Annotated in this window: 19 protein-coding genes; 11 read left to right on the top strand and 8 right to left on the bottom strand. The window is 69.9% G+C overall.

The genetic code is table 11. The annotated features are described in order from the left end of the window. Positions 1-71 precede the first annotated feature (71 nt). The gene (locus AC3A6G_RS22460; protein ID WP_487874590.1) at positions 72-1124 is read left to right on the top strand and encodes a LacI family DNA-binding transcriptional regulator; all 1053 of its coding nucleotides are present in this window, start codon (positions 72-74) and stop codon (positions 1122-1124) included. Here the strand turns inward: AC3A6G_RS22460 and AC3A6G_RS22455 are convergent. Further along, the gene (locus tag AC3A6G_RS22455) at positions 1121-2482 is read right to left on the bottom strand and encodes a PQQ-dependent sugar dehydrogenase (protein WP_487874589.1); all 1362 of its coding nucleotides are present in this window, start codon (positions 2480-2482) and stop codon (positions 1121-1123) included. The genes AC3A6G_RS22460 and AC3A6G_RS22455 overlap by 4 nt on opposite strands. 136 nt (positions 2483-2618) lie before the next feature. Between AC3A6G_RS22455 and AC3A6G_RS22450 the strand changes: the two genes are divergently transcribed. The 5 genes from AC3A6G_RS22450 (at position 2619) to priA (ending at position 10190) form a co-directional block, all read left to right on the top strand. Then, complete coding sequence (locus tag AC3A6G_RS22450) at positions 2619-3368, top strand: alanyl-tRNA editing protein (RefSeq protein WP_487874649.1); 750 nt, start codon at positions 2619-2621, stop codon at positions 3366-3368. 66 nt (positions 3369-3434) lie between these two features. Continuing rightward, complete coding sequence (locus AC3A6G_RS22445; RefSeq protein ID WP_487874588.1) at positions 3435-5684, top strand: protein-disulfide reductase DsbD family protein; 2250 nt, start codon at positions 3435-3437, stop codon at positions 5682-5684. A gap of 94 nt (positions 5685-5778) precedes the next feature. Next, positions 5779-6471, top strand: a complete 693-nt coding sequence (locus AC3A6G_RS22440) for a thioredoxin family protein (protein ID WP_487861849.1) — start codon at positions 5779-5781, stop codon at positions 6469-6471. A gap of 46 nt (positions 6472-6517) precedes the next feature. Further along, positions 6518-7627 (top strand): uroporphyrinogen decarboxylase, encoded by a 1110-nt coding sequence (gene hemE / locus AC3A6G_RS22435; RefSeq protein ID WP_487861850.1) that lies wholly within the window; start codon positions 6518-6520, stop codon positions 7625-7627. 439 nt (positions 7628-8066) lie between these two features. Then, entirely contained in the window at positions 8067-10190 is a 2124-nt protein-coding gene (gene priA, locus AC3A6G_RS22430) for a replication restart helicase PriA (RefSeq protein ID WP_487874587.1), read from the top strand. A 7-nt stretch (positions 10191-10197) separates the two neighbouring features. Here priA and AC3A6G_RS22425 read toward each other — a convergent pair whose 3' ends face one another. After that, on the bottom strand, positions 10198-10395 hold the full coding sequence (locus tag AC3A6G_RS22425; protein ID WP_487861852.1) for a hypothetical protein: 198 nt from the start codon (positions 10393-10395) through the stop codon (positions 10198-10200). Between the two features lie 121 nt (positions 10396-10516). Beyond that, the gene (locus AC3A6G_RS22420; RefSeq protein ID WP_487874586.1) at positions 10517-11533 is read right to left on the bottom strand and encodes an AEC family transporter; all 1017 of its coding nucleotides are present in this window, start codon (positions 11531-11533) and stop codon (positions 10517-10519) included. Positions 11534-11659: 126 nt separating this feature from the next. Here AC3A6G_RS22420 and AC3A6G_RS22415 point away from each other — a divergent pair, with 126 nt between their 5' ends. From AC3A6G_RS22415 to nadE, 4 genes are read left to right on the top strand one after another with little or no spacing between them, the layout of a single operon-like run. After that, complete coding sequence (locus AC3A6G_RS22415) at positions 11660-13765, top strand: ATP-dependent helicase (RefSeq protein ID WP_487861854.1); 2106 nt, start codon at positions 11660-11662, stop codon at positions 13763-13765. Then, entirely contained in the window at positions 13762-14205 is a 444-nt protein-coding gene (locus AC3A6G_RS22410; protein WP_487874585.1) for a hypothetical protein, read from the top strand. The genes AC3A6G_RS22415 and AC3A6G_RS22410 overlap by 4 nt, the downstream gene beginning before the upstream one ends. Next, positions 14202-15383: a phospholipase A gene (locus AC3A6G_RS22405; protein ID WP_487861856.1), complete on the top strand. Its 1182-nt coding sequence runs from the start codon at positions 14202-14204 to the stop codon at positions 15381-15383. The genes AC3A6G_RS22410 and AC3A6G_RS22405 overlap by 4 nt, the downstream gene beginning before the upstream one ends. Positions 15384-15412: 29 nt before the next feature. Then, on the top strand, positions 15413-16264 hold the full coding sequence (gene nadE, locus AC3A6G_RS22400; protein WP_487874584.1) for an NAD(+) synthase: 852 nt from the start codon (positions 15413-15415) through the stop codon (positions 16262-16264). 6 nt (positions 16265-16270) lie between these two features. Here the strand turns inward: nadE and AC3A6G_RS22395 are convergent, their stop codons facing one another. The 4 genes from AC3A6G_RS22395 to AC3A6G_RS22380 all read right to left on the bottom strand — a co-directional run bounded on the left by AC3A6G_RS22395 (position 16271) and on the right by AC3A6G_RS22380 (position 24862). After that, entirely contained in the window at positions 16271-18199 is a 1929-nt protein-coding gene (locus AC3A6G_RS22395; protein WP_487874583.1) for a hybrid sensor histidine kinase/response regulator, read from the bottom strand. 133 nt (positions 18200-18332) lie between these two features. Further along, positions 18333-20741, bottom strand: coding sequence for a diguanylate cyclase domain-containing protein (locus tag AC3A6G_RS22390; protein ID WP_487874582.1), 2409 nt, complete (start codon positions 20739-20741; stop codon positions 18333-18335). Between the two features lie 33 nt (positions 20742-20774). Continuing rightward, a complete protein-coding gene (locus AC3A6G_RS22385; RefSeq protein WP_487874581.1) occupies positions 20775-23750 on the bottom strand; it encodes a bifunctional diguanylate cyclase/phosphodiesterase in 2976 nt (991 codons plus the stop codon). Beyond that, the gene (locus AC3A6G_RS22380) at positions 23747-24862 is read right to left on the bottom strand and encodes a TRAP transporter substrate-binding protein (RefSeq protein WP_487861861.1); all 1116 of its coding nucleotides are present in this window, start codon (positions 24860-24862) and stop codon (positions 23747-23749) included. The genes AC3A6G_RS22385 and AC3A6G_RS22380 overlap by 4 nt, the downstream gene beginning before the upstream one ends. A gap of 184 nt (positions 24863-25046) precedes the next feature. On the opposite strand from AC3A6G_RS22380, the gene AC3A6G_RS22375 reads away from it, so the two are divergent. After that, a complete protein-coding gene (locus tag AC3A6G_RS22375) occupies positions 25047-25955 on the top strand; it encodes a LysR family transcriptional regulator (RefSeq protein ID WP_487874580.1) in 909 nt (302 codons plus the stop codon). Positions 25956-26034: 79 nt separating this feature from the next. On the opposite strand, the gene AC3A6G_RS22370 is transcribed toward AC3A6G_RS22375, so the two are convergent. After that, the gene (locus AC3A6G_RS22370; RefSeq protein WP_487861863.1) at positions 26035-26433 is read right to left on the bottom strand and encodes an HU family DNA-binding protein; all 399 of its coding nucleotides are present in this window, start codon (positions 26431-26433) and stop codon (positions 26035-26037) included. Between the last annotated feature and the right edge of the window lie 182 nt (positions 26434-26615).

Raw genomic sequence — 26615 nt, 5'->3', positions numbered from 1 at the left:
TACATTCCGGTGGCAACGCGCCCCAAAACGATTTGAGAATTGAATCACCGCTTTTTGAAAAGGTCAACGGGATGAATACCCATCCATCGCCGCGCGCCAACATCAAGGACGTGGCGCGCGAAGCGGGCGTGTCGCCGACGACCGTTTCGCACGCACTCAACGCGCGGGGCCAGGTCGACGCGGAAACGCGGGCGCGCGTCGAGCAGGCGGCGCTGAAGCTCGGCTACCGGCCCAACCGCAATGCGCAGCGGCTGCGCACCGGCGAGGCGCACATGATCGTGCTGCTGTCGTCGATGCCGTTCGCGGTGGCGGGCGGGCCGTCGCGGCTCGGCTTTTTGATGGAGGTGGCGGCCGTTGCGGCGGCCGAGGCACTCGACCGCCGGCTGGCGCTGGTGCTGGCACCGCCAATGGAGAACGGGCGCGTGCCGATGGAGCTGCTCGATGTCGACGGCGCACTGGTCATCGAGCCCTCGGCGGGCGACGCGAACCTGGCTTACCTGCAGCGGCGTGGCCTGCCGGTGGTGGCCATCGGCAAGCCGGCCGCCGGCGATGCCGAGGACGACAGCGCGCCGGCGCTGCCCCCGTACGTCGACATCCATTCGGGCCGCACCACGGCGCTGCTGCTCGACCACCTGCACGCGCAGGGCGCACGCAAGGTCGCGATGATCCTGGGTTCGGCGCAGCGCAACTCGTACCTCGAGGGCCGCGCGGCCTACCTGGCGTTCGCCGCCGCGCAGGGGCAGGTGCCGCTGCTGTCGCTGGTCGACGAGGCCGAAGGCGAGAACGGCGGCCGCGAGGCCGCGCTGGCGCTGCTCGCGGCCGATCCCGACATCGATGCCTTCTGCGTGCCGGTGGACGCCTTCGCCACGGGCACGGTCGAGGCGGTATTGGCGTCCGGCCGGCGCATTCCCGACGACGTGATGGTCGCCACGCGCTACGACGGCCTGCGCGCGCGCACCTGCGTGCCGCCGCTCACGGCCGTGGACCTGCACCTGGACCAGGTGGCGCAGCAGGCCATTGCGCTGCTGTTCGACCACCTGCGCGGCGACACCGGCCAGCGCCGCGTCGACGGGCCCGAGGCGCAGCTGGTGCCGCGCCTGTCTTCCGCGCGCCGCCAGCCCTAGTTGGCGGGCGACACGCGCCAGACCGCGTTGCCCACGTCGTCGGCCACCAGCAGCGCGCCGCCCTTGTCGAGCGCCACGCCCACCGGCCGGCCCTGCGCCTTCTCGTCGGCCGACAGAAAGCCCGTGAGCACGTCGACCGGCGGCCCGCTCGGCTTGCCGTCGGCGAACGGCACGAACACCACCTTGTAGCCCGACTTGGGCTTGCGGTTCCAGGAGCCGTGCTCGCCGATGAAGACGCCGCTCGCGAACGCAGGCGGCATGCCGCGCGCGTCGGAGAACACCAGCCCGAGCGGGGCCACGTGCGAACCGAGCGCATAGTCGGGCGCGATGGCCTTGGCGACCATCTCGGGGTTCGGCGGCTCGACGCGCACGTCGACGTTGGCGCCGAAGTAGCTCCACGGCCAGCCGTAGAAGGCGCCCTCCTTCACCGAGGTCAGGTAGTCGGGCACGAGGTCGCTGCCGATCTCGTCGCGCTCGTTGACCACGGTCCACAGCGCCTTCGTCGAAGGCTCCCACGCCAGCCCGTTGGGGTTGCGCAGGCCGGTCGCGAAGAGCCGCTTCTCGCCCGTCTTCGCATCGACCTCCCAGATCGCCGCGCGGCCCTCTTCGGCGTCCAGCCCGTTCTCGCCGATGTTGCTGTTCGAGCCGACCGTGACGTAGAGCTTGGTGCCCTCGGCGTTGGCGATCACGTTCTTGGTCCAGTGGTGGTTGATGCCCGCGGGCAGCGGCGTCACCTCGGTGGGCGTGCCGCCGGCGGCGGTCTGGCCCTCGGTGTAGGGCACCTTCACGAGCGCGTCGGCATTGGCGATGAAGAGTTCACTGCCCACCAGCGCCATGCCGAAGGGCGACTTGAGGTTCGACAAGAACACCTGCCGCACCTCGGCCGCGCCGTCGCCGTCGGCATCGCGCAGCAGCGTGATGCGGTTCGGGCTCAGCACGTTGGCGCCCGCGCGGCCCATGACCTTTCCCATCACCCACTTGCGGATTTTGTCCATCGGGCCCCCGGCATCGCTGCCTTCGGGCTTGGGCGGCTTGTTGCTCTCGGCCACCAGTACGTCGCCGTTGGGCAGCGTGTAGACCCAGCGCGGATGCTCGAGCCCGCGCGCGAACGCGGCGACACGCAGGCCGGCGGCGGGCTTGGGGGCGGCGGTGTCGGTCCAGCCGATCGCCTCGGCCACGTTGACGGTGGGAATCAGCGTCTTGTTGGGCTCCGCCAGCTTCGGCTGCGCGCCGACGGTGGCTTCGGGCGGCAGCTTGGCGGCCTCGCCGCAGCCGGCCAGTGCCAGCACCGCGGCCAGCGAGGCCACGCAGGCGGGGGCGAGGGCGATGTTCTTCGGTAGCTTTTTCGTCATGTGCATACGCGATCCTCGGTTGTCTCGGCACCATGGCCGCATGCCGCCCGATCATGCGGACGACTTCGCCGCCGGCTGTCGGCCGTGGGCGCTTTCTGGCGTGGGCGCACCCCATGCGCGCATCGCCGCTACCATCGGCCGCATGACCGACGACCTGTTCCGCGCCGACGCCTACCTGCGCGCCTGCGACGCCCGCATGCTGCGCATCGACGAGGCCGGCATCGTGCTCGACCGCACCGTGTTCTACCCCCTGGGCGGCGGGCAGGCTGGCGACGCCGGCGTGCTGGTGCTGGCCGACGGCCGCGAACTCGCGATCGCCGACACCCGCAAGGGCAAGGACGCGGAGGGCCAGCCCACGCGCGAGATCGTCCACGTGCCCGCGCCGGAACAGGCCGGCCTGCTGGCCGCGCTGAAGCCCGGCGACACGGTGACCGCCCGCCTCGACTGGGCGCGCCGCCACCGGCTGATGCGCTTCCACACAGCGAGCCACCTGCTCTGCCACCTCGTGCCGGTGCCGGTGAACGGCTGCTCGATCACGCCCGACTACGCGCGCATCGACTTCCACATGACCGCCCCGCTCGACAAGGAAGCGCTGACCACCGGCCTCGCACGGCTCGTGGCCGCGGCGCATCCGCTCGCCGTGGGGGCCATCACCGACGCCGAACTCGACGCCAACCCGGCGCTGGTCAAGAGCATGAGCGTGCAGCCGCCGCGCGGCACCGGCACGGTGCGCACCATCCGCATCGGCGGAGAGGCCGAGGCGCAGATCGATTTCCAGCCCTGCGGCGGCACGCACGTGGCAAACACCGCCGAGATCGGCGCGGTGGTGGTGACCAAGATCGAGAAGAAGAGCGCCAACAGCCGCCGCGTGGTGCTGGGCTGGGCCGCATGACGCTGAAACCGCCACCCGGCGCCGGTCTCCGGAACTTCGCACCCCCGGCCCGCTCCGACTGACGGCATGATCCTTCCCCGTTTCTTCCGTTCCGCTGCATTCCTGATCGCGGCAGCCGCAGCCTGGCTGCCGGCCGCGGCGCAGCTGGCATCCAACCCCGGCCCCGTCGTCACCACCCCGCACGTGCGTGCCGAACTGGTCGCGCATGCGCCCGACGGCGTGTCGCCCGGCGCGCCGGTCTGGGTCGGGCTGCAGATCACGCACCAGCCCGAGTGGCACACCTACTGGAAGAACGCCGGCGATTCGGGCCTGCCCACCGAACTGAACTGGACCTTGCCGGCCGGCGTCTCGGCCGGTGACATCGCCTGGCCGGTGCCGCGCAAGATCCCGATCGGCACGCTGGCCAACTACGGCTACGAAGGCACGGTGTTGCTGCCGGTGCCGCTCGAGGTGGCAAGCACCTTCCAGCCGCCGCTGGCCTTCGGCAGCCAGGCGCAGGCCATGGACATCCGGCTCAAGGCCAGCTGGCTGGTCTGCCGCAAGGAGTGCATTCCCGAGGAAGGCGAGTTCAGCCTGGCGCTGCCGCTGCGCGGCTCGACCGCGCTGAACAAGCCCGCGTTCGATGCCGCCCGCGCCGCCGAGCCGCGGCCTCTGGCCCAACAGGGTGCCGTCGAGGTCCGCGGCAACAGCCTGCAAGTGCGCCTCGAAGGCCTGCCCGCCGCGGTGCGGGGCAAGACGCTGGCGTTCTTTCCCGAGACGCCCGAACTGATCCACACCGCCGCGGTCGAGGGCAAGGACTGGACCCAGCGCTGGCAGGACGACGGCAGCTGGACCGCGACCGTGCCGCTCGCCGAGCAGCGCAGCGCCAGCCCCTCGACGCTGCCACTGGTGGTGGCGCTCGCCGAATCCGACCGCACGGCGGGCCAGCCCGTCGCCTGGCGCACCGAGGCCCCGGTCAGCGGCAGTTGGCCCGCGGCGGTCGCGCCGCGCGCCGAGGTTTCGCCGGCGCTTCAGGCCGCGCTCGCCGCCAACGCGGCCGACGCGGCATCCCGCGGTACGAATACGAGCACGGGCGCCGCACCGGCCGGCCCGGCGCCGCAGCCCGCCGCCACGTTCGCGGTCGCGCTGCTCGGCGCGCTGCTCGGCGGCCTGCTGCTGAACCTCATGCCCTGCGTGTTCCCGATCCTGGCCATCAAGGTGCTGGGCTTCACGCGGCAGGCCGGCAACCGCAGCGCCCACCGCACCGCGGGCCTGGCCTACACCGCGGGCGTGATGCTCTCGTTCCTGGCGCTCGGCGGCGCGATGCTGGCGCTGCGCGCCGCGGGCGCCCAGCTCGGCTGGGGCTTCCAGCTGCAGTCGCCGGCCGTGGTGGCGGCGCTGGCCGCGCTGTTCACGCTGCTCGGGCTCAACCTCGCGGGCGTGTTCGAGTTCGGCCATGTCGCGCCGTCGTCGCTGTGCACGGCCCAGGCCAGGCACCCGGTCATGAACGACTTTCTCTCGGGTGTGCTGGCCGTGGTGATCGCTTCGCCGTGCACCGCGCCCTTCATGGGCGCCTCGCTCGGCTTCGCGATCGGCCTGCCGGCGGCGCAGGCGCTGCTGCTGTTCGCGGTGCTGGGCCTGGGGCTCGCGCTGCCGTACCTGGTGGCGGGTTTCGTGCCGGCCGTGGCGCGCCTGCTGCCGGCGCCCGGCCCCTGGATGGACACGCTGCGCCGGCTGCTCGCGTTTCCGATGTTCGCCACCGTGGCCTGGCTGGTCTGGGTGCTGGGGCAGCAAAGCGGCATCGACGGCGCCGGCACGCTGCTCGCGCTGCTGGTGTGCCTGGCAGCGGTCGTCTGGGCGCTCACGCTGCGCGGCCGCACTCGGATGGTGATCGCCACGGTGCTCGTCGCCCTGACGGCCGCACTCGCCGCGGCGATCGGACCCAACGTGCTGCAGACGTTGGAGCCCGCGAAGCAGTTGGCGTCGGCCGGCGAGGGCCAGCGCTGGCAGCCGTGGTCGGCCGATCGCGTGGCGGCGCTCAACGGGGCGGGCCAGCCGGTGTTCATCGACTTCACTGCCGCATGGTGCGTGACCTGCCAGTACAACAAGAAGACCACGCTCGCAGATACCGAGGTGCTGGCCGACTTCGACCGCCGCAACGTGGCGATGCTGCGCGCCGACTGGACGCGCCGCGACCCCGCCATCACGGCCGCGCTGACCGCGCTCGGGCGCAGCGGCGTGCCGCTCTACGTGTTGCAGGCGCCGGGCCGGCCGCCGGTCATCCTGACCGAGATCCTCGGCAAGGACGAGGTGCGCGCCGCACTCGCCGCACTTTGACCCAGTGCATGACATGGGTTGTCACATGCGCATGAGAAAAGCGCTCTAAGCTGTCGCCGTCGTTTCGTTTTTTCATATGGAGTTCAAGCTGGCCATGTCCCCTTCGCCATCGTCCGACTCTCGCTCCCTGCGCGCCGCGCGCCAGGCCCGTGCCGCATTGAGCCGCGCTTCGCGGCGCGCCGTGGTGGCCGCCGCGGTTGCGCTGGGCGCCACCTTCCTGATGGGCAACCACGCCTTCGCCGCGCCCGCCGTGGGACAGCAGGCGCCCGACTTCGTGGCCGTCGACACCACCGGCAACAAACACAAGCTGTCGGACTTCGCGGGCAAGTTCGTCGTGCTCGAATGGACCAACCCGGGCTGCCCCTTCGTGCGCAAGCACTACGGCAGCGGCAACATGCCCGCCACCCAGAAGTCCGCCACCGACCAGGGCGTGGTCTGGCTGGCCGTGAATTCCACCGAGCGCGCCGCCAGCGACTACCTGCAGCCCGCGGCGCTCGACGCCTGGATGAAGTCGCAGAAGGCCGCGCCGACCGCGGTGCTGATGGACGAGGACGGCGTGATCGGCCAGGCCTACGGTGCGCGCACCACGCCGCACATCTTCATCATCGATCCCAAGGGCATGCTGGTGTATGCGGGCGGCATCGACAGCATCGCGTCGGCACGGCCCGACGACATCAAGACCGCCACGAACTATGTGAACCAGGCGCTCGGCGAGGTCTTCGGCGGCAAGCCGATCTCGACCGCCTCGACGCGGCCCTACGGCTGCTCCGTGAAGTACAAGACCTGATCCGCCCCGGGCGGGCCGGGCCTGCCGCCCCTGCGACAATCGGGGCATGCCTTTCGCCCCATTGCAAAACGATACTTTCCTGCGAGCCTGCTGGCGCCAGGCCACCGACCACACGCCCATCTGGCTCATGCGCCAGGCCGGGCGCTATCTGCCCGAATACGTCGCCACCCGCGCGAAGGCCGGCAGCTTCATGGGGCTGGCGACCAACGTCGACTACGCCACCGAGGTCACGCTGCAGCCGCTCGCGCGCTATCCGCTCGACGCCGCCATCCTTTTTTCGGACATCCTCACCGTGCCCGACGCGATGGGCCTCGGCCTGTCGTTCGAGGCGGGCGAAGGCCCGCGCTTCGCGCGCCCCGTGCGCGACGAAGCCGCCGTGGCGGCGCTCGAGGTGCCCGACCTGCAGAAGCTGCGCTACGTGTTCGATGCCGTGGCCTCGATCCGCAAGGCGCTCGACGGCCGCGTGCCGCTGATCGGCTTCTCGGGCAGCCCCTGGACGCTCGCCTGCTACATGGTCGAGGGCGCGGGCTCGAGCGACTACCGGCTCGTGAAGAGCATGCTCTACGGGCGGCCCGACCTGATGCACCGCGTGCTCGCGGTCAACGCCGACGCCGTGGCCGCCTACCTCAATGCCCAGATCGACGCCGGCGCCCAGGCCGTGATGGTCTTCGACAGCTGGGGCGGCGTGCTCGCCGACGGCGCGTTCCAGGAGTTCAGCCTGGCCTACACCGCGCGCGTGCTCGCCGGGCTGAAGCGCAACGGCGCCGACGGCCAGCCCGTCCCGCGCATCGTCTTCACCAAGGGCGGCGGGCTCTGGCTCGACGCCATGCGCGCGCTCGACTGCGAAGTGCTCGGCGTCGACTGGACCGTCAACCTCTCGGCCGCGCGCCGGCAGGTCGGCGAGGGCAACGACGGCAAGGCCAAGGCCCTGCAGGGCAACATCGACCCCAACGTGCTCTTCGCGCCGCCCGCCCAGATCGAGGCCGAGGTGGCCAAGGTGCTGCAGGCCTTCGGCCAACCGCACGCCGACCGCCGGCAGCCGGGCCCGACGCACATCTTCAACCTGGGCCACGGCATCAGCCAGTTCACGCCGCCCGAGCATGTGTCCGCGCTGGTGCAGGCGGTCCACAGCCAGTCGCGCGCCCTGCGCAAGTAACAATCCCGGAATCACGCGCTCCCAGGCGATGCCGAGGGGCCGCGCGGGACCGCCCGAAAAGCCTGCCCGACGCGGTTTGTCAAGCAAAAAAAGCGGTCGGCGGACCTGACTTATGCACAAAACGCGTGTTGCACTGCGCAAGATTTTTTAGGCCGGCTTCTACTTTGCCTCCAGCGGATAGTGCCTCTAAGTGGTTGATTCATATAGGTTTCGAGTTTTGCTTTTTTTACGGGCATTCCAGCCGGAGCCTTGATCTGCAAGGCTCGGCGACGTGTTGAGCCCGGTTGTCAACAAAGTTATCCACAGAAACTCTGGATGACTGCCAAAGCACTGAAAAATCAATCACTTAAGCAGCATTGCTCCAAGTAGCCTTAACAAACTTACGCAGAGAGAACGGCCTATCTCCAACGCCAGCCCACCCCCGGAGCGGGATTCGACGATGACGACGGCCACGGCGGACGGGCCGCTGCAGTGGCAGGTCGGCGTCGCATTGCAGACGCCGGCGCACAGCGCGCTCGGCGATGTGCTGAGCTACGCCAGCGCCGCGCCGCTCGTGCCCGGCACGCTGGTCCGGGTGCCGCTCGGCCGGCGCGAAGTGCTCGGCGTGGTCTGGGAGGCGGCCGCCGCGCGCGACGGCGACAGCGGCATGGCGCTCAAGTCCGTCGGCGCGGCGCTCGACGGGCTGGCGCCGCTCGGCGATGCCTGGCGCGACCTGGTCGGCTTCGCGGCGCGCTACTACCAGCGCTCGATCGGCGAAATCGCACTGGCGGCGCTGCCGCCGCAGTTGCGCGACCTGAGCACCACGCAGCTGGCCCGCCGGCTCAAGCGCCGGAGCGCGGCCGGCCCGGTGGCCAGCACGGCCGAATCCGCCCACCCGGTCGCGCTGAGCGCCGAGCAGGCGGCGGCGCTGGCCCGCCTCGCGGAAGGCAGCGGCACCTTCCTGCTGGTCGGCAGCACCGGCAGCGGCAAGACCGAGGTCTACCTGCGCTGCGTGGCCGACCTGCTGGCGGCCGACCCCGCCGCGCAGGCGCTGGTGATGGTGCCCGAGATCAACCTCACGCCCCAGCTCGAGGCCCGCTTCAAGGCCCGCTTCGGCGACGAGGCCGTGGTGTCGATGCACAGCGGCATGACGCATCCGCAGCGGCTCGCGAGCTGGCTCGCGGCGCACGGCGGGGCCGCGCGCATCGTGCTCGGCACGCGCATGGCGGTGTTCGCGTCGATGCCCGGCCTGAAGCTCATCGTCGTCGACGAGGAGCACGACCCGAGCTACAAGCAGCAGGAAGGCGCGCGCTACTCGGCGCGCGACCTCGCCGTATGGCGCGGGCAGCGCGAGGGCGCGAAGGTGATCCTCGGCTCGGCCACGCCCTCGCTCGAAAGCTGGCACCAGAGCCGGCCCGCCGCGGCCGACGACCCGGGCGGGCGCTATGTGCGGCTGGCGATGCCGTCGCGCATCGGCACCGGCGAGCTGCCCGCGGTGCGGCTGGTCGACATGAACCTGCAGCCGCCGAAGACCGTGCTCTCGGCCGCGCTGCTCGACGCCATCGGCCAGCGCATTGCGCGCGGCGAGCAGAGCATGGTGTTCCTCAACCGGCGCGGCTATGCGCCGGTGCTGGCCTGCGCCGACTGCGGCTGGAAGAGCGAATGCCCGCACTGCAGCGCCTACCGCGTGTTCCACAAGATCGACCGCACGCTGCGCTGCCACCACTGCGGCTTCACCGAACGCGTGCCGCACGCCTGCCCGTCCTGCGGCAATCCCGACATCGCGCCCGTCGGACGCGGCACCGAGCGGCTCGAGGAGCACCTGGCCGAACTGTTCGCCGCGGTGCGGCGGCCCGACGGCAGCCCTGTCCGCATCGCGCGCATCGACGCCGACAGCACGCGCAAGCAGGGCGCGCTCGAATCGCAGCTCGCGGCCGTGCATGCGGGCGAGGTCGACGTGCTGGTCGGCACGCAGATGATCGCCAAGGGGCACGACTTCCGGCGCATCACGCTGGTGGCGGCCGTGAACCCCGACGGCGCGCTGTTCTCGAGCGATTTCCGCGCGCCCGAGCGGCTGTTCAGCCTGCTGATGCAGTCGGCGGGCCGTGCCGGCCGCGACGCTGCCTACCTCGCGGCGCAGGGCAGCACGGCCGAGATGTGGATCCAGACGCACCATGCGCAGCATCCGCTTTTTGCCGCGCTGCGCCGGCACGATTACGCGGCCTTCGCGGCGCAGCAGCTCGAGGAGCGCGCCGCCGCCGCCATGCCGCCGTTCGCCTTCCAGGCGCTGCTGCGCGCCGACGCGCGCACGCAGGAAGCCGCGCAGGCCTTCCTGAATGCCGCAAACGAAGCCGCCGAGGCGCTAGAGGGCGCCGACCGCGTGGTGCGCTACCCCGCAGTGCCGCTCGCGATACAGCGCGTCGCCAATGTGGAAAGGGCGCAGATGCTGATCGAGAGCCCGTCACGCGCCGCGCTGCAGCGCCTGCTCGCGCAATGGCAGCCGCTGCTGCATGCGCTCAGACGCACGCCGCAGGGCAAGGGCGTGATCCGCTGGCTGGTGGACGTCGATCCGCACAGCATCTGAGCGTCCGCTAGTGCTTTCCCATGTCGACGTAGCGCAGTTCGCCGCCGCCGCGGCGCCGAACGATGCTGCCCGGCCAGGCGAACACCACCAGGCTCAAAGCGCCCAGCGCCAGCGCGGTGCCAGCGCCGAGCACCCCGGCATGCCACGCCCATCCGGCAGCGCCGGCCCAGGCCAGCCAAAGCAGGATTCGAACAAGTACGGCCATGTTGCTACCCATTCATCCATTGATTCGCCACCACTCTATCAGCACATTAGCAAACTCAAGTATTCATCCGAAGTGGTAACAACAGCCCGGCCGAATGGCCGACGCGGCGGCGCGGGGCGGCTCAGCGCAGCAGGCTCACCGCGAGCGGAAAGCTGAAGAAGGTGGCGACCGTCGTCCAGAGAATGATCCGCGCGATGCGGCCGTTGTCGGCGCCGAAGCGCTCGGCCAGCATCGACACGTTGCTCGCGCTCGGCAGCGCCGCCACGAGCACGATCACCATCAGCGCCGGCTGCGAGAGCGGCAACCCGAGCGCGACGGCGCCCTGCGCGACCAGCCAGACCAGCACTGGGTGCACGATCAGCTTGACCAGCACCACCGGCGCCACATCGGCCAGCGGCGCCTCGGCCCGCGGCGCGGACCGCGTGCCCATGGCCGCCGCCACGGCCGCGCTCGCGCCATGCTCGCGCGCCAGCAGCGCCGAGCGCGCCAGCACCGCGCCGATGGTGAAGAGCGCCACCGGCGACGCCGCATCCGCCAGCATGGCCACGGTGCGGTCGACCGGCCCCGGCAGGCGCCACTCCGCGGCCGACAGCAGCACGCCGAGCAGGATCGACCATGGCATCGGATTGACCAGCACCCCGCGCAGCGCCTGCCGCGCCGCCTGCCGGGGTCCGTGGTGCCCGGCACCGGCGCCGTCCAGGCGCGAGAGCGCGATGCACAGCGACGAGGTCACGACCAGGTCGAAGGCGATGGTGATGATCATCGGGCCCGCGGCCTGGGCGCCGAGCAGCGCCACCAGCAGCGGCACGCCCATGAAGCCGGTGTTGGGAAAGGCCGCGACCAGCGCGCCGAAGGAGGCGTCGTTCCAGCCGATGCGGGTGTTGCGGGTGAAGAGCACCACGCCGGCCACCACCGCCAGCGCGCTCACGCCCCAGACCAGTGCCACACTGCCGTCGAGCAATTGCCCGATCGGGGTGTCCGCGCCGAAGCGCAGCAGCATGCACGGCAGGGCGAAATACAGCACGAAGGTGTTGAGGCCTGGAATCGCGTCCAGCGGCAGGATTCTTGCTCGGGCGGCGCCATAGCCTGCCGCGATCAGGGCGAAGAAAGGAAAGGTAACGAGAAAGATCTGCAGCACGGAGGCGATTGTCGCCGCGTCCCGCATGGTGAACTCCGGACGCTGTGGCGGATGGCGCCGGCCCGTATCATTGCCCGCTTTCGCGCCGCCATTCCCGTTGCGGCCTTTCGTCGGTTCCCACGCTCCATGTCCTCCGGTCTCAACCTCGCCCAACAAGAAGCTGTCAACTACATGCACGGCCCCTGCCTCGTGCTGGCGGGGGCGGGCTCGGGCAAGACGCGCGTGATCACGCACAAGATCGGGCGGCTGATCCAGGCCGGGCTCGAACCCAAGCGCATCGCGGCCATCACCTTCACGAACAAGGCTGCGAGCGAAATGCGCGAGCGCGCCAAGGAGCTGATCGGGCGCGACGCGCGGAAGGTGGTGATCTGCACCTTCCACGCGCTCGGCGTGCGCATGATGCGCGAAGACGGCGCCGTGCTCGGGCTGAAGCCGGCGTTCAGCATCCTCGACAGCGACGACGTGACGAAGATCCTCAAGGATGCGGGCGGCACCACCGATGCGGCCACCGCACGCATCTGGCAATGGACCATCAGCAAGTGGAAGAACATGGGCCTGACCGCGGCCCAGGCCGAGGCCGCCGCGGCCGACGACAACGAGCGCATCACCGCGCGCATCATGGGGCGCTACGAAGAGCGGCTCACGGCCTACCAGAGCGTCGACTTCGACGACCTGATCGGCATGCCGCTCAAGCTCCTGCGCGACTTCGATGAAGTGCGCGCCAAGTGGCAGGCCGCGCTGGGCCACATCCTGGTGGACGAATACCAGGACACCAACGCCACGCAGTACGAAGTGCTCAAGGCGCTGGCCGGCGAGCGCGGCCGCTTCACCGCGGTGGGCGACGACGACCAGTCGATCTACGGCTGGCGCGGTGCCACGCTCGACAACCTGCGCCGGCTGCCGGTCGACTACCCGACGCTCAAGGTCATCAAGCTCGAACAGAACTACCGCTCGACCAGCGCGATCCTGCGCGCGGCCAACAACGTGATCGGCCCGAACCCGAAGCTGTTCCCGAAGACGCTGTTCTCCGAGCTCGGCGAAGGCGAGCCGGTGCGCATCGTCGATGCCGACTCCGAGGCGCACGAGGCCGAGCGCGCGGTGGCACGCATCGTGAGCCTGCGCGCGGGCGATGCGACCACGCAGGGCAAGCAGTACAAGGAGTTCCGCGACTTCGCGATCCTCTACCGCGCCAACCACCAGGCACGCGTGCTCGAACAGGCGCTGCGCCGCGCGCAGATCCCCTACAAGGTCTCGGGCGGCCAGAGCTTCTTCGACCGCGCCGAGATCAAGGACCTCTGCGGCTGGTTCCGCCTCTGGGTCAACAACGACGACGACCCGGCGTTCCTGCGCGCCATCACCACGCCCAAGCGCGGCATCGGCCACACCACGCTCGCGAGCCTGGGCACATTCGCGAGCCAGTACAAGCTGAGCCTGTTCGCGGCGCTGTTCAGCCCGTCGCTGCCGAGCGTGGTGCCCAAGCGCGCGCTCGATGGCCTGCACGAGTTCGGCCGCTACATCAACGACCTCGAATACCGCGCGCGCCGCACCATGGGCGCCGAGGACTCGCGCACCTTCATGCTCGAGTGGCTCAAGGAGATCGGCTACGAGCAGCACCTCTACGACGGCGAAGACAGCGAGCAGGCCGCGGCCGCGCGCTGGACCAACGTGATGGAGTTCGTCGACTGGATGTCGCTGCGTGCGGGCGGCACGATCGACGACACCTCGGGCGCCGACAGCAACATCGAGACCGAGCGCAAGAGCCTGCTCGAGGTGGCGCAGACCATCTCGCTGCTGTCGACCATCAGCGAGCGCGAGCAGGACCAGAACGTGGTCACGCTCTCGACGCTGCACGCCTCCAAGGGCCTCGAATGGCCGCACGTGATGCTGATCGGCGTGACCGAGGGGCTGCTGCCGTTCAAGCTCGAGGACGACAACGGCCGCCAGCTGAAGGTCAGCGACGAGACACTGCAGCGGCTGCAGGAAGAGCGCCGCCTCATGTACGTGGGCATCACGCGCGCGCAGCGCAGCCTGGCGGTAAGCTGGACCAAGAAGCGCAAGCAGGGCCGCGAGATGGTGCCCTGCGTGCCGAGCCGCTTCATCGCCGAGATGGGCCTGGACAAGGCCACCACGCGCGAGGACCCGCGCGAGAAGCTCAAGGCACTGCGCGCCGAGTTCGCGCGCAAGGCCCAGGACAGCGCAGCGGCCGCCGCGGCCGCTGCCGCCGCGCCATGAAGCCGCAGCGGATGCTTGCGCTGCTGGCTGCGGCCGCACTCGCAGCGGGCTGCGCCGCGCCAGGTGCGCCGCCCGGCTGCCCCGCGACCGCGCGCGAAATGCCGGTCGACGCCCTCTACGGCGACTGGCAGGCCCGCTTCGACGGCCAGGCCGGCACGGCCTCGGTGCGGCTCGACCGCCATCCCGAATACGCCGGCGTGCGCGGCACCGTCACGCGCGCCGACGCCTCGGTGGCCCAGCTCGCGGGCGACGTCGACGACGAAGGCACGCTCGCGATCGACGAATCGCGCGACGGCCGGCGCATCACGGGCGTCTGGTCGGGCACGCTCCGGCCAGCCTCGTGCGGCCGCGAGTTCACCGGCACATGGCGCAACGCCGACGACGACAGCACCCATCCCTTCACGCTCACCAAGACGGAACGGACCGCAGAGAAAAAATGAAACCCCTCCCCCATCGCCACCGCCCCCCCTTCACCGCCGGCCTGCTGCTGGTGCCCGGCCTCTTCGCGGCAACGCTTGCCGGCGCGCAGGCCGTCGACAAGCCGGCGAGCCCGCTCGCCGATGCGCAGCTGACCTGGCAGCAGTGCACCGCGCTCGGCACCAACAACGAGGCGCGCCTGGCCTGCTTCGACCGCTGGGCGCAGCAGCAGACGCTGCCGGCGGTGTCGGTGCCGGTGGCACCGCCGGTGCTGGCCAGCACCCAGCCGGGAACCCCGGTGGATGCCTCGATGCCCGCGACGCGCGTGGTCTCGGTCGCCACCAGCGAGGGCTGCCGCGACCGCCAGTACTCGATCCTGTCGCGCTTCTGGGAGCTCGAGACCGGCAGCGATTGCGGCACCTTCGTGTTCCGCGGCTACCGCCCGCTCAACGTGTCCGCCTCGGCCGCCACCAGCAAGCCCGACGTGCCCACCTCGCCGTCCGAAGGCCACACCGGCACGCCCGTGGCCTACCAGGCCCACGAGATGCGCATCGGCCTGTCGGTGCGCACCAAGCTCGCGCAGGGCCTGCTCACGCAGAACGACCCGGCCCGGAAGGACTCGCTGTGGTTCGCCTACTCGCAGCAGTCGACCTGGCAGCTCTTCAACGGCGAGCTCTCGCGCCCGTTCCGCACCACCGACCACGAACCCGAGCTGATGTACGTGTACCCGCTCGACTTCGCCTTGCCCGGCGGCTGGCGCTGGCGCTATGCGGGCGTGGGCCTGGTGCACCAGTCGAACGGCCAGAGCCTGCCGCTGTCGCGCAGCTGGAACCGCGTCTACCTGATGGGCGGCGCCGAGCTCGGCGACCGCTTCAACATCACGGGACGCATCTGGCAGCGTCTCTCCGAGGGTGCCGAGAAGGACGACAACCCCGACATCTCGAGCTACATCGGCCGCGCCGAGGTCACGGGCCGCTGGAACCTCGACCGCGACAACACGCTCGGCATCACCGTGCGCCACAACCTGCGCGACAGCGGCCGCGGCTCGGTGCGGCTCGAATGGCTCAAGGCCATCGGCGACCCGACCAAGAGCAACCTGCGCTTCCACACGCAGCTGTTCCACGGCTACGGCGATACGCTGGTGGACTACAACCGCCGGCGCACCGTGCTGAGCATCGGCCTGAGCCTGGTGGATTTCTAATCGCTTGCACACAGACGAAGGAGCAGATCATGAGTGATGGCGAACTTGCTGCCGTGGACGCCAGGCAGCGCGAGATCATCGCGGCGCTGAACGTGGCGCCGGTGTTCGATGCCGCGGCCGAAGTCGAGCGGCGCGTGACGTTTCTGGCCGACTACCTGCGCGGCACGGGCCTGAAGGCGCTGGTGCTCGGCATCAGCGGCGGCGTCGATTCGCTGGTCGCGGGCTGCCTCGCACAGCGCGCGGTCGAGCGCCTGCGCACCGAGGGCCATGCGGCCACGTTCATCGCGATGCGCCTGCCCTACGGCGTGCAGAAGGACGAAGCCGAGGCGCAGCGCTCGCTCGCGGTGATCGCGCCCGACCGCACGCTCACGGTCGACATCCGGCCCGCGGCCGACGCCATGCTCGCGGCGGTGAAGGCCGGCGAGCTCGGGTTCCGCGACCCCGGGCACGAGGACTTCGTGCTCGGCAACATCAAGGCACGCCAGCGCATGATCGCGCAGTTCGCGGTGGCCGGCGCGCACGACGGCATCGTCGTCGGCACCGACCACGCGGCCGAGGCGCTGATGGGCTTCTTCACCAAGTTCGGCGACGGCGCGGCCGACGTGACGCCGCTCAGCGGGCTCAACAAGCGCCGCGTGCGCGCGCTCGCGCAGCAGCTCGGTGCGCCGCAGGAACTGGTCTTCAAGGTGCCCACGGCCGACCTCGAATCGCTGGTGCCGCAGAAGCCCGACGAAGACGCTTTCGGCGTCAGCTACGAGCAGATCGACGATTTCCTCGAAGGCAAGCCCGTGGCGGCCGCGGCGCGCGACATCATCCTGGCCACGCACCGCAAGAGCGCACACAAGCGCGCACTGCCGGTCGAGCCGCCGCACGCGGGCTGAGCCCGGCTACCCGCCCGCGCCGCCTGCCTTGGGCGCCAGCAGGCGCTCGAGCAGCGCCGAAAGCCGGTCGACGTCGACCGGCTTCGTCATGTGGGCCTTGAAGCCCACCTCGAGGCTGGTGTCGCGGTCGCTCGCCTGCCCATAGCCGGTGATCGCGATCAGCGCCGGCGGATTGACCAGCTCGGCGCGCAGCCGCCGCGCCACTTCATGGCCGCTCAGGTCGGGCAGGCCGATGTCCAGCAGCACCACGTCGGGGTCCTGCGCCTTCACCGCTTCGATGGCGCTGAGCCCATCGTGCGCGATGCTCGACCGGTAGCCCAGTGCCTCCAGCAGCAGCGCCATGGTCTCCGCGGCGTCCTTGTTGTCGTCCACCACCAGCACCCGCTGCTCGCCCACGGGCCGCGGCTCGGATTCGAGCGTGGTCGCCGGAGCGGGCGTGGCGGGGAACTGCACCACGAACTCGCTGCCCTCGCCGGCCCGGCCGGTGCTGAACGCGCTGACGCGCCCGCCGTGCAGCGTGACCAGCTGCTGCACCAGGCTGAGCCCCAGGCCCAGGCCGCCCTGCGACCGGGCCATGTCCTGCTCGCCCTGCACGAACAGGTCGAAGATGCGCTGCAGGTCCTTGGGCTGGATGCCCGGGCCGTCGTCGCGCACGCTGAGGTCGGCATCGCTCCCGGCCTGGGTCAGCGACACATGGATGTTGCCGCCGCCCTGGGTGAACTTGGCCGCGTTGTGGATCAGGTTGCTCACGATCTGGATGACGCGCGCGCTGTCGCCGGCGATCCACGGGTCGGCGTCGCCCAGAGGAGGATGCAGGGTCTGCGACTTGCTCGTGATCAGTGGCCGAACCGCCTCGATGGCCTGCGCGACAGCGTCGCGCAGCCGGATCGGCTTGCTTTCGAGATGGACCTTGCCGCTGGTGATGCGCCCCACGTCGAGCAGGTCGTCGACGAGGCGGGTCATCTGGCGCAGCTGCCGCCCGATGATGTCGCGGGTGTGGAGCACCACGGCCGATTCGGTCTTCTCGCGCTTGAGCAGTTCGAGCGCGTTCGAGATCGGCGCGAGCGGGTTGCGCAGTTCGTGCCCGAGCATCGCGAGAAAGTTCGTGACGCGCCGCCCTTCATCCTCGAGCGCGGTCACGCGGCGCCGCTCGGTCAGGTCGCGCGTGACCTTGGCGAAGCCGCGATGCCGGCCGCTCGCGTCGTGCAGCGCGGTGATCACCACGCTGGCCCAGAAGCGGCTGCCGTCCTTGCGCACGCGCCAGCCCTCGTCCTCGAAGCGGCCGTCGCGCAGCGCATTTCGCAATTCGAGTTCGGGCCAACCGGTGGCAGCGACTTCGGGCGGATAGAACTTCGAGAAATGCTGGCCGATGATCTCCCCGGCCTCGTAGCCCTTGTTCTTCTGCGCGCCGAGGTTCCAGCTCACCACGTGGCCGCCCGGGTCGAGCATGAAGATCGCATAGTCCTTCACGCCCTCCACCAGCAGCCGAAAGCGCTCCTCGCTCAGGCGCAGCATCTCGTCCTGCCGGCGGCGCTCGCTCAGGTCGCGGCAGATCAACGAGAAGCCGCGCACCTCGCCGTTGCGGCCGTTCATGCGCGTGATGACGACGCTGGCCCAGAAGCGCGTGCCGTCCTTGCGCAGGCGCCAGCCTTCCTGCTCGACGCGGCCGGCCTCGCGCGCGGTCTCGAGTTCTTGCTCGGGCAGATTCTGGTCGAGCATCTCGCTCGGGTAGATGAGCGAGAAATGGCGTCCGAGCACCTCGGGCGCCTCGTAGCCGTTAAGCAGGCGGGCGCCGTCGTTCCAGCTGATGACGATGCCGCCGGGGTCCAGCACGGCGATGGCATAGTCGACGACCGTATCGACCATCAGCCGGAAGTCGGCGTCGGTCAGAGTGCGTTGGCTCAAGGGGGCACTCCCGCCGCCGAAATCCGTCATTGCGCTTTCTCCTCCAGGGTCCGTGCGTCGGGGCGACAGGCATCCTGCTCGCCATCGTGCAACGGTGGCGTCAATTTAGGCAGGCACCGATGCTTTCGGCGTAGGACAAGGCGCAAATCGCTCTCCACGCGCTTCATGCGCCCGTCGACTCCTGGCGCGGCCACCGTGGGGTGCCGTCGGGCGAAGGCGACCGGGGCGCGGCCAGCATGAAGCGGTTGCGCCCTTCTTTCTTGGCCACATACAGCGCCGTGTCGGCGCGCGCCAGCAGCGAGACGAAGTCTTCCTCGGGCTCCGACACCGCGATGCCGATGCTGGTCGTGACCTGCAGGCTTCGGCTCGGCAGCTCGAACGCCGGCCGCATCGCCGCCAGCACCTTGCCCGCCACGAGTGGCCCGTCGGCCGGATCGGATACCGCCTCGAGCAGAATCACGAACTCGTCGCCCGCATAGCGCGCCGCCATGTCGGTCTCGCGCACGCTCTGGCGCAGTCGCCGGCCGAACTCCTTCAGCACCGCGTCGCCGGCTGCATGGCCCAGCGAATCGTTGATGGTCTTGAAGTAGTCGACGTCGAGGAACAGCAGGCAGACCGGCAGCCCCGAGCGCCGCGAGCGCGCAATGGCATCGCGCAGGTGCTCCTCGAACGAGCGGCGGTTCGGCAGCGCCGTGAGCGCATCCTCGCGCGCCAGTGCGTCGAGCTGCATCTGCTGGCGCTTGAGTTCGGTCACGTCGTTGGCCAGGATGTACAGGCCGACCACCGCGCCTTCGGCGTCCATGTGCGGCAGGTAGGTGGTCTGCAGGATGCGCTCGCCGATCAGCAGGCTGGCGGGCTGCTCGAAGCTCACCACCTCGCCCGCGAAGGCGCGTGCTAGGAACGGCTTGCGCTGCAGGTACTGCGCCTCGCCGAGCGCATCGCGCAAGGGGCGGCCCACCTGCGCGTCGGGCTCCACGCCGAGCCAGGTCCGGTACCTGCCGTTGCAGAACACCACGCGCTCGTCGCGGTCGACTTCGGTCAGCAGCGCCGGAACGCCGTCGGTGAGGCCGCGCAGGCGCCGCTCGCTTTCGGCGCTGCGCATCTCGGCCAGCTTGCGTTGCGTGACGTCGAAGGTCATCACGTAGTAGCCGGCGAGTTCGCCGCCGTCGCGCAGGTCGGGCACCAGGTGGCATTCGAAGAAGCCCTCCCTGCCACGCCGCTCGTAGGTGCCCTCGGTGCGCGACGGGGTGCCCTGGAGCACTTTCGCGATCTGCGGCTCGAGCTGGCGGTAGACCGCGTCGGGCAGCGCATCGCGCATCGTCATGCGGCCGATGTCGGCGTGCGTGCGGCCGCGCATCGCGAGCCCGGCCGCATTGGCGAACAGGCAGCGGTCATCGCGGTCGAAGTAGGCCACCACCGCCGGCAGGTGGTCGGTCACGTCGCGCAGGAAGCGCTCGCTCTCGGCCAGCTTCTGCTGCGAGGCCTGGCGCTCCTGCATCAGCAGGTCGAAGGTGCGCGACAGGTCGCCGACCTCGTCCTTCGGCGGCGCGTCCTTCATCGGCGCGTAGTCGTCGGCGGTGCGCGAGACCTGCATGTGCTGGCGCAGCCGCGCGAGAGGCGCAAGCTGCGCGCGCGAGGCGGCGAACGCGAAACCGCCGGCCAGCAGCGTCAGCAGGAAGGTGCCGAGCCAGGCGAAGCGCTCGACCTGCGCAATGCGAGAGAACGCCTCCTCGCGCGGATACATCGCGCCGAGCACCCAGTCGGTCTCGCGGATGCGCTTGAAGGCATAGAGCCCGGGTGTACCGCCGCGGTCGGGCGCCTCGAAGGTGCCCTCGAAGCCCGCGAGCGCGCGCCCGAGCGCCTCGCTGTTGGCGCCGCCGTCCACCGCATGCTGCAGGAGCCGGGACTCGTCGGGGTCGTCGATGACGATGCCGTCGAGGCTCGTGATGAACATGTAGCCGCTGCCGCCGAAGCGCACGTTCGCGAGCTCGCCGAGGAAGTTCGTCGCGCTGAGGTTGACGAAGGCCGAGATGACGAAGGCCACCTCGCCCGCCGCGTCGAGCACGGGCTCGGTCATCGCGATCTGCGGCAGGCCGCTGATGCGGTTGCGAAAGGGCTTCGAGATCACGCCGGCCTTGGTCGCCACGGTGCGCTCGAAGTACTCGCGGTCGGCGACGTTGGCCTTGCCGATCTGTTGCGCGCCGTTGAAGTTGGCCACGATCTCCCCCGCGCGGTCGGCGATCGCGATGTTGTCGAAGGCCTCCTTCAGCGCCCTGTGCTGCACGAGGAGATCCTGCAGCCCTGCGGCGCCCTGGAGGCGGTGGGTCTCGATGCTGTCGCCGAAGGTCTTCAGCAGGGTGCGCCGGGCGCGGAACTTCTGGTCCACTGCATCGGCGATCTGCGAGATGCGCTCGAACTCCTCGTCGACGATGGCAGCCTGCATGCTGCGCTTGACCAGGTACAGCGCCGCCGCGGTGACCCCCACCGCCGTGAGGAAGACGAACGCCGCCACGCCCGCCGACATGCGCGCGCGCAGGCTGAGCCGGGGCAGGTGGAAGCGGCGGGCGGGCATGGTCGGGGCTCCGATGTGCTGGGGCGGCGGCCTTCAGCCCGCCATCTCGACGTCGAGCAGCGCTTCGAACTGCGCGAGCGGCACCGGCCTGCTGAACAGGTAGCCCTGGCACAACATCTCGACATGCGCAGCCTGAAGGAACGCAAACTGCGCCTCGGTCTCGACGCCTTCCGCGACGATCTCGAGGTCGAGGTTGCGCGCCATGCCGATGATGGCCTGGATGATCATCTGCACCTTCGGGTCGACGCCGACCTTCTGCACGAAGAACTTGTCGATCTTGATCTGGTTGAGCGGCAGCTGCGTCATGTACGAGAGCGACGAATAGCCGGTGCCAAAGTCGTCCATCGAGAAGCGCACGCCCAGCGCCGCGAGCGCCTGCATCTTCTCGATGGTGTCGGCCACCTTCTCCTGCAGCAGGGTCTCGGTGAGCTCGAGCTCCAGCCGCGTCGGGTCGGCGCCGGTGCGGTGCAGCACGTCGCGCACGCGGTCGACGAAATCGTCGGTGCGGAACTGGCGCGCGCTCACGTTCACCGCGAGCCGCAGGTGGCTGCGCTTGGGGTCGTGGCGCCAGCACTCGAGCTGCCTGCAGGCGGTCTCGAGCACCCACATGCCGATCGGCACGATGAGGCCGGTCTCCTCCGCGAGTTCGATGAACCCGCCGGGCTGCACCAGGCCGCGTGCCGGATGCTCCCAGCGGATCAGCACCTCGGCGCCCACGATGCGGCCGTCGGCCGCGACCTGGCTCTGGTAGTGCAGCACGAACTGCTCGCCCTCGATGGCTGCATGCAGCTCGCTCTCGAGCGTCGCGCGCGCGGTGATTGCCGTCTGCATCGCCGTCTCGAAGAAGCGCAGCGCATTGCCGCCCGCGGACTTGGCGTAGTACATCGCGATGTCGGCCTGCTTGAGCAGGTCTTCGAGCGACTGGCTCGCGCCGCTGAAGACCACGGCGCCGATGCTGCAGGTGCTGTGGTACTGGTGGTCGTCGAGCTGGAACATGCGGTTGATGCTCGCGAGCACGGCCTCGCCGACCGCATTGGCCTGCATGGCCGCCACGGCGCCATCGTCGCTCAGGTTCTCGAGCAGCACCACGAACTCGTCGCCGCCGAGCCGCGCGACCGTGCCGCCTTCGCTCAGGCAGTCCTGCAGCCGCACGGCCACCTGCTTGAGCAGCGCATCGCCGGTGGCGTGGCCGAGCGCATCGTTGAGCGTCTTGAAGTCGTCCAGGTCGAGGAACAGCAGCGCACCATGGCGCGACCGCCGGACGTTCGCGTCGACCGTGGACTGCAGCCTGTGCAGCAGCAACCGGCGGTTGGGCAGGCCGGTGAGAATGTCGTAGAAGGCCAGGTGCTCTATCTCGCGTGCGGCCAGCTTGGCCTCGGTGATGTCGCGCAGGATGACGATGAAACGCGCGGCGGCGCCCTCGCCGATCAGCTTGCGCGAGACCGAAATCTCGAACCAGGTGGTGCCGCGTGCCGCGCGGTTCTCGAACTGCCGCCCCGACGAGAAGCCGGTTTCGAAGGCATCGCGCAGCGCCACCATCACTTCGGCGGCGGCATTCTTCGGCAGCAGGTCCGACAACAGCTTGCCCACCGGCTCGCGCACCTTGATCGACGGCTTGGGGCGGCGCGGCGAATGGAAGCGATAGCAGCGCCCGTCGATCCCGGCTTCGAGCAGCACGTCGGGCAGCGCGTCGAGCGTGGCCTGCAGCTGCGCCTTGCCCTCGAGGATGTCGGCGACGTGGCGCTTCTTCTCGGTGACGTCGCGGTAGACGCACACCATGCCGCCGTCGGGCGTGGGGCTCTTCACCTCAAGAATCACCTGGCCGTTGAGCATCGTGAGCTCCTGATCGTTCTGCGCGAGCAGGTGGCGGGCGTTCTCCTCGTCGAGGCGTTCGAATGGCACGAGCGGCGCGAGCAGGGGCTCGACCCACGGGAAGTAGTCGACGAAACGGCGATTCCAGGTGACGACGCGGTCCTGCGGGTCGAGCAGCACGAAGCCGTCCACCATCGATTCCAGGGCCTGGTCGAGCGTGGCCTTGGAGCGCACCAGTTCCGTGCGGGCGCGCCACTGGCGCCGCAGCTGCGTCATGGCGAAATAGCCGATGCCGAGGATCAGCAGCGCAAAGGCCATCGCCGCGCTCATGATCACGTTGCGCTCCCGGCGCCAGCCTTCGAGCGCCGCATCGATCGGAATGCTCGCGACGATCACCAGGTTCCGGTAGAGCCCGGGCCGCGCCGCCACGATGGCCGGCTTGCCGCCGAGCCGCGACATCATGCGCCGGGGGTGCCCGTCGCTCGCCTGCTCGGTGAGGATCGGCATCAGGGTCCGGCCGGCCAGGTCGTCGCGCGGCGGAATACTGGCGAGCAGCCGGCCGCCCTCGCGCTCCAGCGTGACCTCGAGCCCCCGGATGCTGGCGCCCTGCGCAAGCACGGTGGTGAGCATGGAGACCTGCACCTCGGCCACCGCGACCAGCCTGCTGCCGTCGTCCAGGCGAAGCACGCGCGCAAAGAACAGCACCTGCTGCGAGGTCGTCGGGCTCACCGTGGGCGTGCTGATGGCGAGCATCGAGCCGGGCCGGTCTAGGATCTCCTTCAGAAAGCGCTCCGGCAGATGCACGGTCAACCCCGCGCCCCGGCGGTCGGACGAACCCACCACCGAGCCCTCCGGCGTCAGAAAAGCGACGTACCGCACCAGCAGGCTCTGGCGCACCACGTTCTCGATCAGCTGCGCAGTTTCCGGCTGGGCGATGTCGCGCGCCACGGTGGCCTCATTCGACTTGCGCAGGAACTGCCCGAATCCCGCGAGCAGCACGTCCACCCCGAGCAGCCCGCGATTGAGCGCCGCTTCCGAGGCGTTGATGAACTGCACCGCATGCGCCTCTGCCTCGCCGATCGCCCTTTCGCGCAGCTGCCAGGTCATGAAGCCCGCCACCGCTACGACGGCCGTGAGGAACAGCCCCGCCACGCCGACGACGAAACTGGTGATGCGGCTGGGCAGCGGCTTGTTCACTGGCCGACTGGCGCCTTGATGCCGACCAGGGGGCCGATGGTCTGCTGCCAGACCTCGACGCAGGTCCCGCCACAGCGCTGCAGCCATTTCGGCAGCACGGTGCCGGCAAAGATCTCGCGCCGACGCTTGTCGTCCTCGGCCGACGGGCGGGCCTCGACCATCGCCCCCTTGCTGCCCGAGGTGCAGGCGTCCGCGCCCGTGTTGCAGGCGATGCCGTGGCCGGTGTCGCGCTCCGACTCGCGCCAGACTTCCGCCTCGAGCTTCGGCAGTTCTCGCCGCAGCAGCGCCTGCAGCTCGGGCGGCAGCGTGCTCCATGCATCGGCGTTGGCGCCGAACACCGCGATGCCCCAGCTGAGGGGCATGGTGTAGAGCGACTGGGTCACCTTGTGCAGCCCCAGCGCATTGCCTGACATCGCGCCCGTGATGGCGCACTGGGTGTTCTCCGACTGGATGTTGGCGATGACCTCGGTGAATTCGGTGAACACCGGCACCGCACCGAGCGCGCGGACGAAGTCGGCCTGGGTGTTGCCCGAGACGCGCACGCGCCGTCCCGCCAGGTCGGACAGCTGCTTCACGGGCTGCCTGCAGAAGATCACCTGGGCCGGATAGGCGTACACGGCCAGCAACTCGACGCCGTGCCGTTCGCGCAGCGTGCGTTCGAGGTACGGCCGGAAAGCAGCGACGACCCGGCGCAGCGTGCCCATGTCGGGATTCAGGCCCGCGATGTCGGGTGCGCCCAGTTCGGGGTACTCGTTGCTGACCTGACTCAGCAGCGCGGTGCCGAACGGGATCACACCGATCCGGATGAGATTGAGCATCTCCTGCCCCGGGACGCCGGCCTGGTTGAACGCAACGATGGACGCGTCGTATTTGCCGTTGCTCAGCCGCCGCAGGTCCTCGTTCCAGAAGCGCGCCTCGTGGCGCGTGTACTGGTTCAGGCCGCCCAAGCCGCCGACGATGCGCAGCCGCACAGGGGCGGACGCGGATGCCGGCACAGGCGCGGGCGCAGACGGCTGCGCCCCGCTGCTCGTCGCCGCGATAGCCAGAAAGAGAGCGGCAACATGCACCCCGAGGGTATGCCGCCAGGCCAGAGGTGCTGCGCCGGACTTCATCGCCCGGATCATGATGCCGAAAAGTGCTTCAAGTCACAATTTTTTTACAGAATCACCGATTTTCCGCCAGCGGCGGTCGGCATGCACAAATGCATGTTGCGTCCAGGGCACGGGCCTACCATCGACAGGCCTGAATTTCCGTTGCGCACCGCCCCCCTTCCGATCCCCGCACGCACGCACGCCGATGTCCGCGCCCGACCTTTCTTCCCGCCAGCTGCGCGCCTTCATGGCGCTGGCCGATCAGCGCAACTTCACGCGCGCGGCGCAGACCTGCCATCTGTCGCAGCCTGCGTTCAGCGCCCTGATCCGCACGCTCGAGCAAACCCTGGGCGCGCGCCTGTTCGACCGCGACACCCGCAGCGTGCAGCTCACGCCCGAGGGCCGCCTGTTCGAGCCCTCGGCGCGCCGGTTGCTCGACGACATGCAGGGCGCGATCGGCGACCTGGCCGACCATGCCGAGCGGCGCAAGGGCCGCGTGAGCATCGCGGCCCTGCCCTCGCTCGCGGCGGGCTGGCTGCCGGCCGTGCTGTCGGAGTTCATGCAGGCCTGGCCGGGCATCACGGTCGAGTTGCACGATGCGCTGTCGGACGCCTGCATCGCCCAATTGCGCAACCACCAGGCCGACTTCGCGCTCGCCGCCACCGGTGCCGGCGCGGCCGCGGCGAGCGACCTGCGCGGGCGCAAGCTCTGCGACGACCGCTTCCACCTGGTGTGCCGCAAGGACCATCCGCTCGCCACGGTGTCGCGGCTCACCGCCAGGCAGCTGGCGCCGTGGCCCTTCATCCAGATGGCACGCAACAGCAGCGTGCGCCAGTCGCTCGATGCCGCGCTGCATCCGCTCAGGCTCAACGCGGTGTTCGAGGTCGAGCACCTGGCCACCGTCATGGGCCTGGTGGAGGCCGGCATCGGCATCAGCGTGGTGCCTGCGCTCACGCTGTTCCACTTCCGGCGCGACACGCTCGTGACCCGGCCGCTGCCGCTGCCCGGCCTGACGCGGACCATCTACCTCGTGCAGCGCCGCGAAGGCAGCCTGTCGGTGGCGGCGCAGACGCTGCACGACCTGATCCTCGCGCGCATGTCCAGCCTCGGCTGAGGCGCGGCCAAAAAAAGAAAACGGCCCCGAGGGGCCGTTTTCTTTGGCGCGCAGCCAGCAGCGGCTGCGTTCGTGCCAATTACTTCTTGGCCTTCTTGGCGGGCGCGGCAGCCTTCTTGGCCGGTGCGACAGCCTTCTTGGCCGGTGCGGCCTTCTTGGCGACGGGCTTGGCCGCAGCCTTCTCGGCCTTGCGCTTCGCAGCCTTCGGGTCGATCGCGGCCTTGAAGGCAGCGCCCGGCACGAACTTCGGCACCTTTTGCGCGGCGATCTTGATCTTGGCGCCGGCTTGCGGGTTGAAGCCGGTGCGTGCGGCACGGGCCACTTGCTTGAAGGTGCCGAAGCCGATGAGCTGCACGGGGTCGCCCTTCTTCACGGCGGCGATGATGGAACCGGTGACGGTCTCCAGGATGCGGGCGGCTTCTGCCTTGCTGACGTTGTGGGCGGTGGCGATCTTTTCGACCAGTTCGATACGGTTCACTTGAAATTTCCTTTGGTTTGTTCTCGTCATGTTGCCAATGACGGCGCAGCGCTGGACACGGCTGCAAGCGGCGCGGAGTGTAGCGCACGCGCGCTGCGGACCTCGCGCGGAGGCCCTTCGGGCGCTTGACATTCACACCATGTCAAGGTGGAGACTGGCGTTCTTCCGCAGCAGGAGCACTC

It is taken from the genome of Variovorax sp. Soil_C_26 (assembly GCF_057657075.1).
The sequence above is the reverse complement of the archived record's forward strand: the minus strand, read 5'-3'. Positions and strand labels throughout refer to the sequence as shown.

Bases quoted from the DNA above. Each gene is read 5' to 3' on its own strand.
- AC3A6G_RS22460 (WP_487874590.1), top strand. From the start codon at position 72: ATGAATACCCATCCATCGCCGCGCGCCAACATCAAGGACGTGGCGCGC.
- AC3A6G_RS22455 (WP_487874589.1), bottom strand. From the start codon at position 2,482: ATGCACATGACGAAAAAGCTACCGAAGAACATCGCCCTCGCCCCCGCC.
- AC3A6G_RS22450 (WP_487874649.1), top strand. From the start codon at position 2,619: ATGACCGACGACCTGTTCCGCGCCGACGCCTACCTGCGCGCCTGCGAC.
- AC3A6G_RS22445 (WP_487874588.1), top strand. From the start codon at position 3,435: ATGATCCTTCCCCGTTTCTTCCGTTCCGCTGCATTCCTGATCGCGGCA.
- AC3A6G_RS22440 (WP_487861849.1), top strand. From the start codon at position 5,779: ATGTCCCCTTCGCCATCGTCCGACTCTCGCTCCCTGCGCGCCGCGCGC.
- hemE (WP_487861850.1), top strand. From the start codon at position 6,518: ATGCCTTTCGCCCCATTGCAAAACGATACTTTCCTGCGAGCCTGCTGG.
- priA (WP_487874587.1), top strand. From the start codon at position 8,067: ATGACGACGGCCACGGCGGACGGGCCGCTGCAGTGGCAGGTCGGCGTC.
- AC3A6G_RS22425 (WP_487861852.1), bottom strand. From the start codon at position 10,395: ATGGCCGTACTTGTTCGAATCCTGCTTTGGCTGGCCTGGGCCGGCGCT.
- AC3A6G_RS22415 (WP_487861854.1), top strand. From the start codon at position 11,660: ATGTCCTCCGGTCTCAACCTCGCCCAACAAGAAGCTGTCAACTACATG.
- AC3A6G_RS22410 (WP_487874585.1), top strand. From the start codon at position 13,762: ATGAAGCCGCAGCGGATGCTTGCGCTGCTGGCTGCGGCCGCACTCGCA.
- AC3A6G_RS22405 (WP_487861856.1), top strand. From the start codon at position 14,202: ATGAAACCCCTCCCCCATCGCCACCGCCCCCCCTTCACCGCCGGCCTG.
- nadE (WP_487874584.1), top strand. From the start codon at position 15,413: ATGAGTGATGGCGAACTTGCTGCCGTGGACGCCAGGCAGCGCGAGATC.
- AC3A6G_RS22395 (WP_487874583.1), bottom strand. From the start codon at position 18,199: ATGACGGATTTCGGCGGCGGGAGTGCCCCCTTGAGCCAACGCACTCTG.
- AC3A6G_RS22390 (WP_487874582.1), bottom strand. From the start codon at position 20,741: ATGCCCGCCCGCCGCTTCCACCTGCCCCGGCTCAGCCTGCGCGCGCGC.
- AC3A6G_RS22380 (WP_487861861.1), bottom strand. From the start codon at position 24,862: ATGAAGTCCGGCGCAGCACCTCTGGCCTGGCGGCATACCCTCGGGGTG.
- AC3A6G_RS22375 (WP_487874580.1), top strand. From the start codon at position 25,047: ATGTCCGCGCCCGACCTTTCTTCCCGCCAGCTGCGCGCCTTCATGGCG.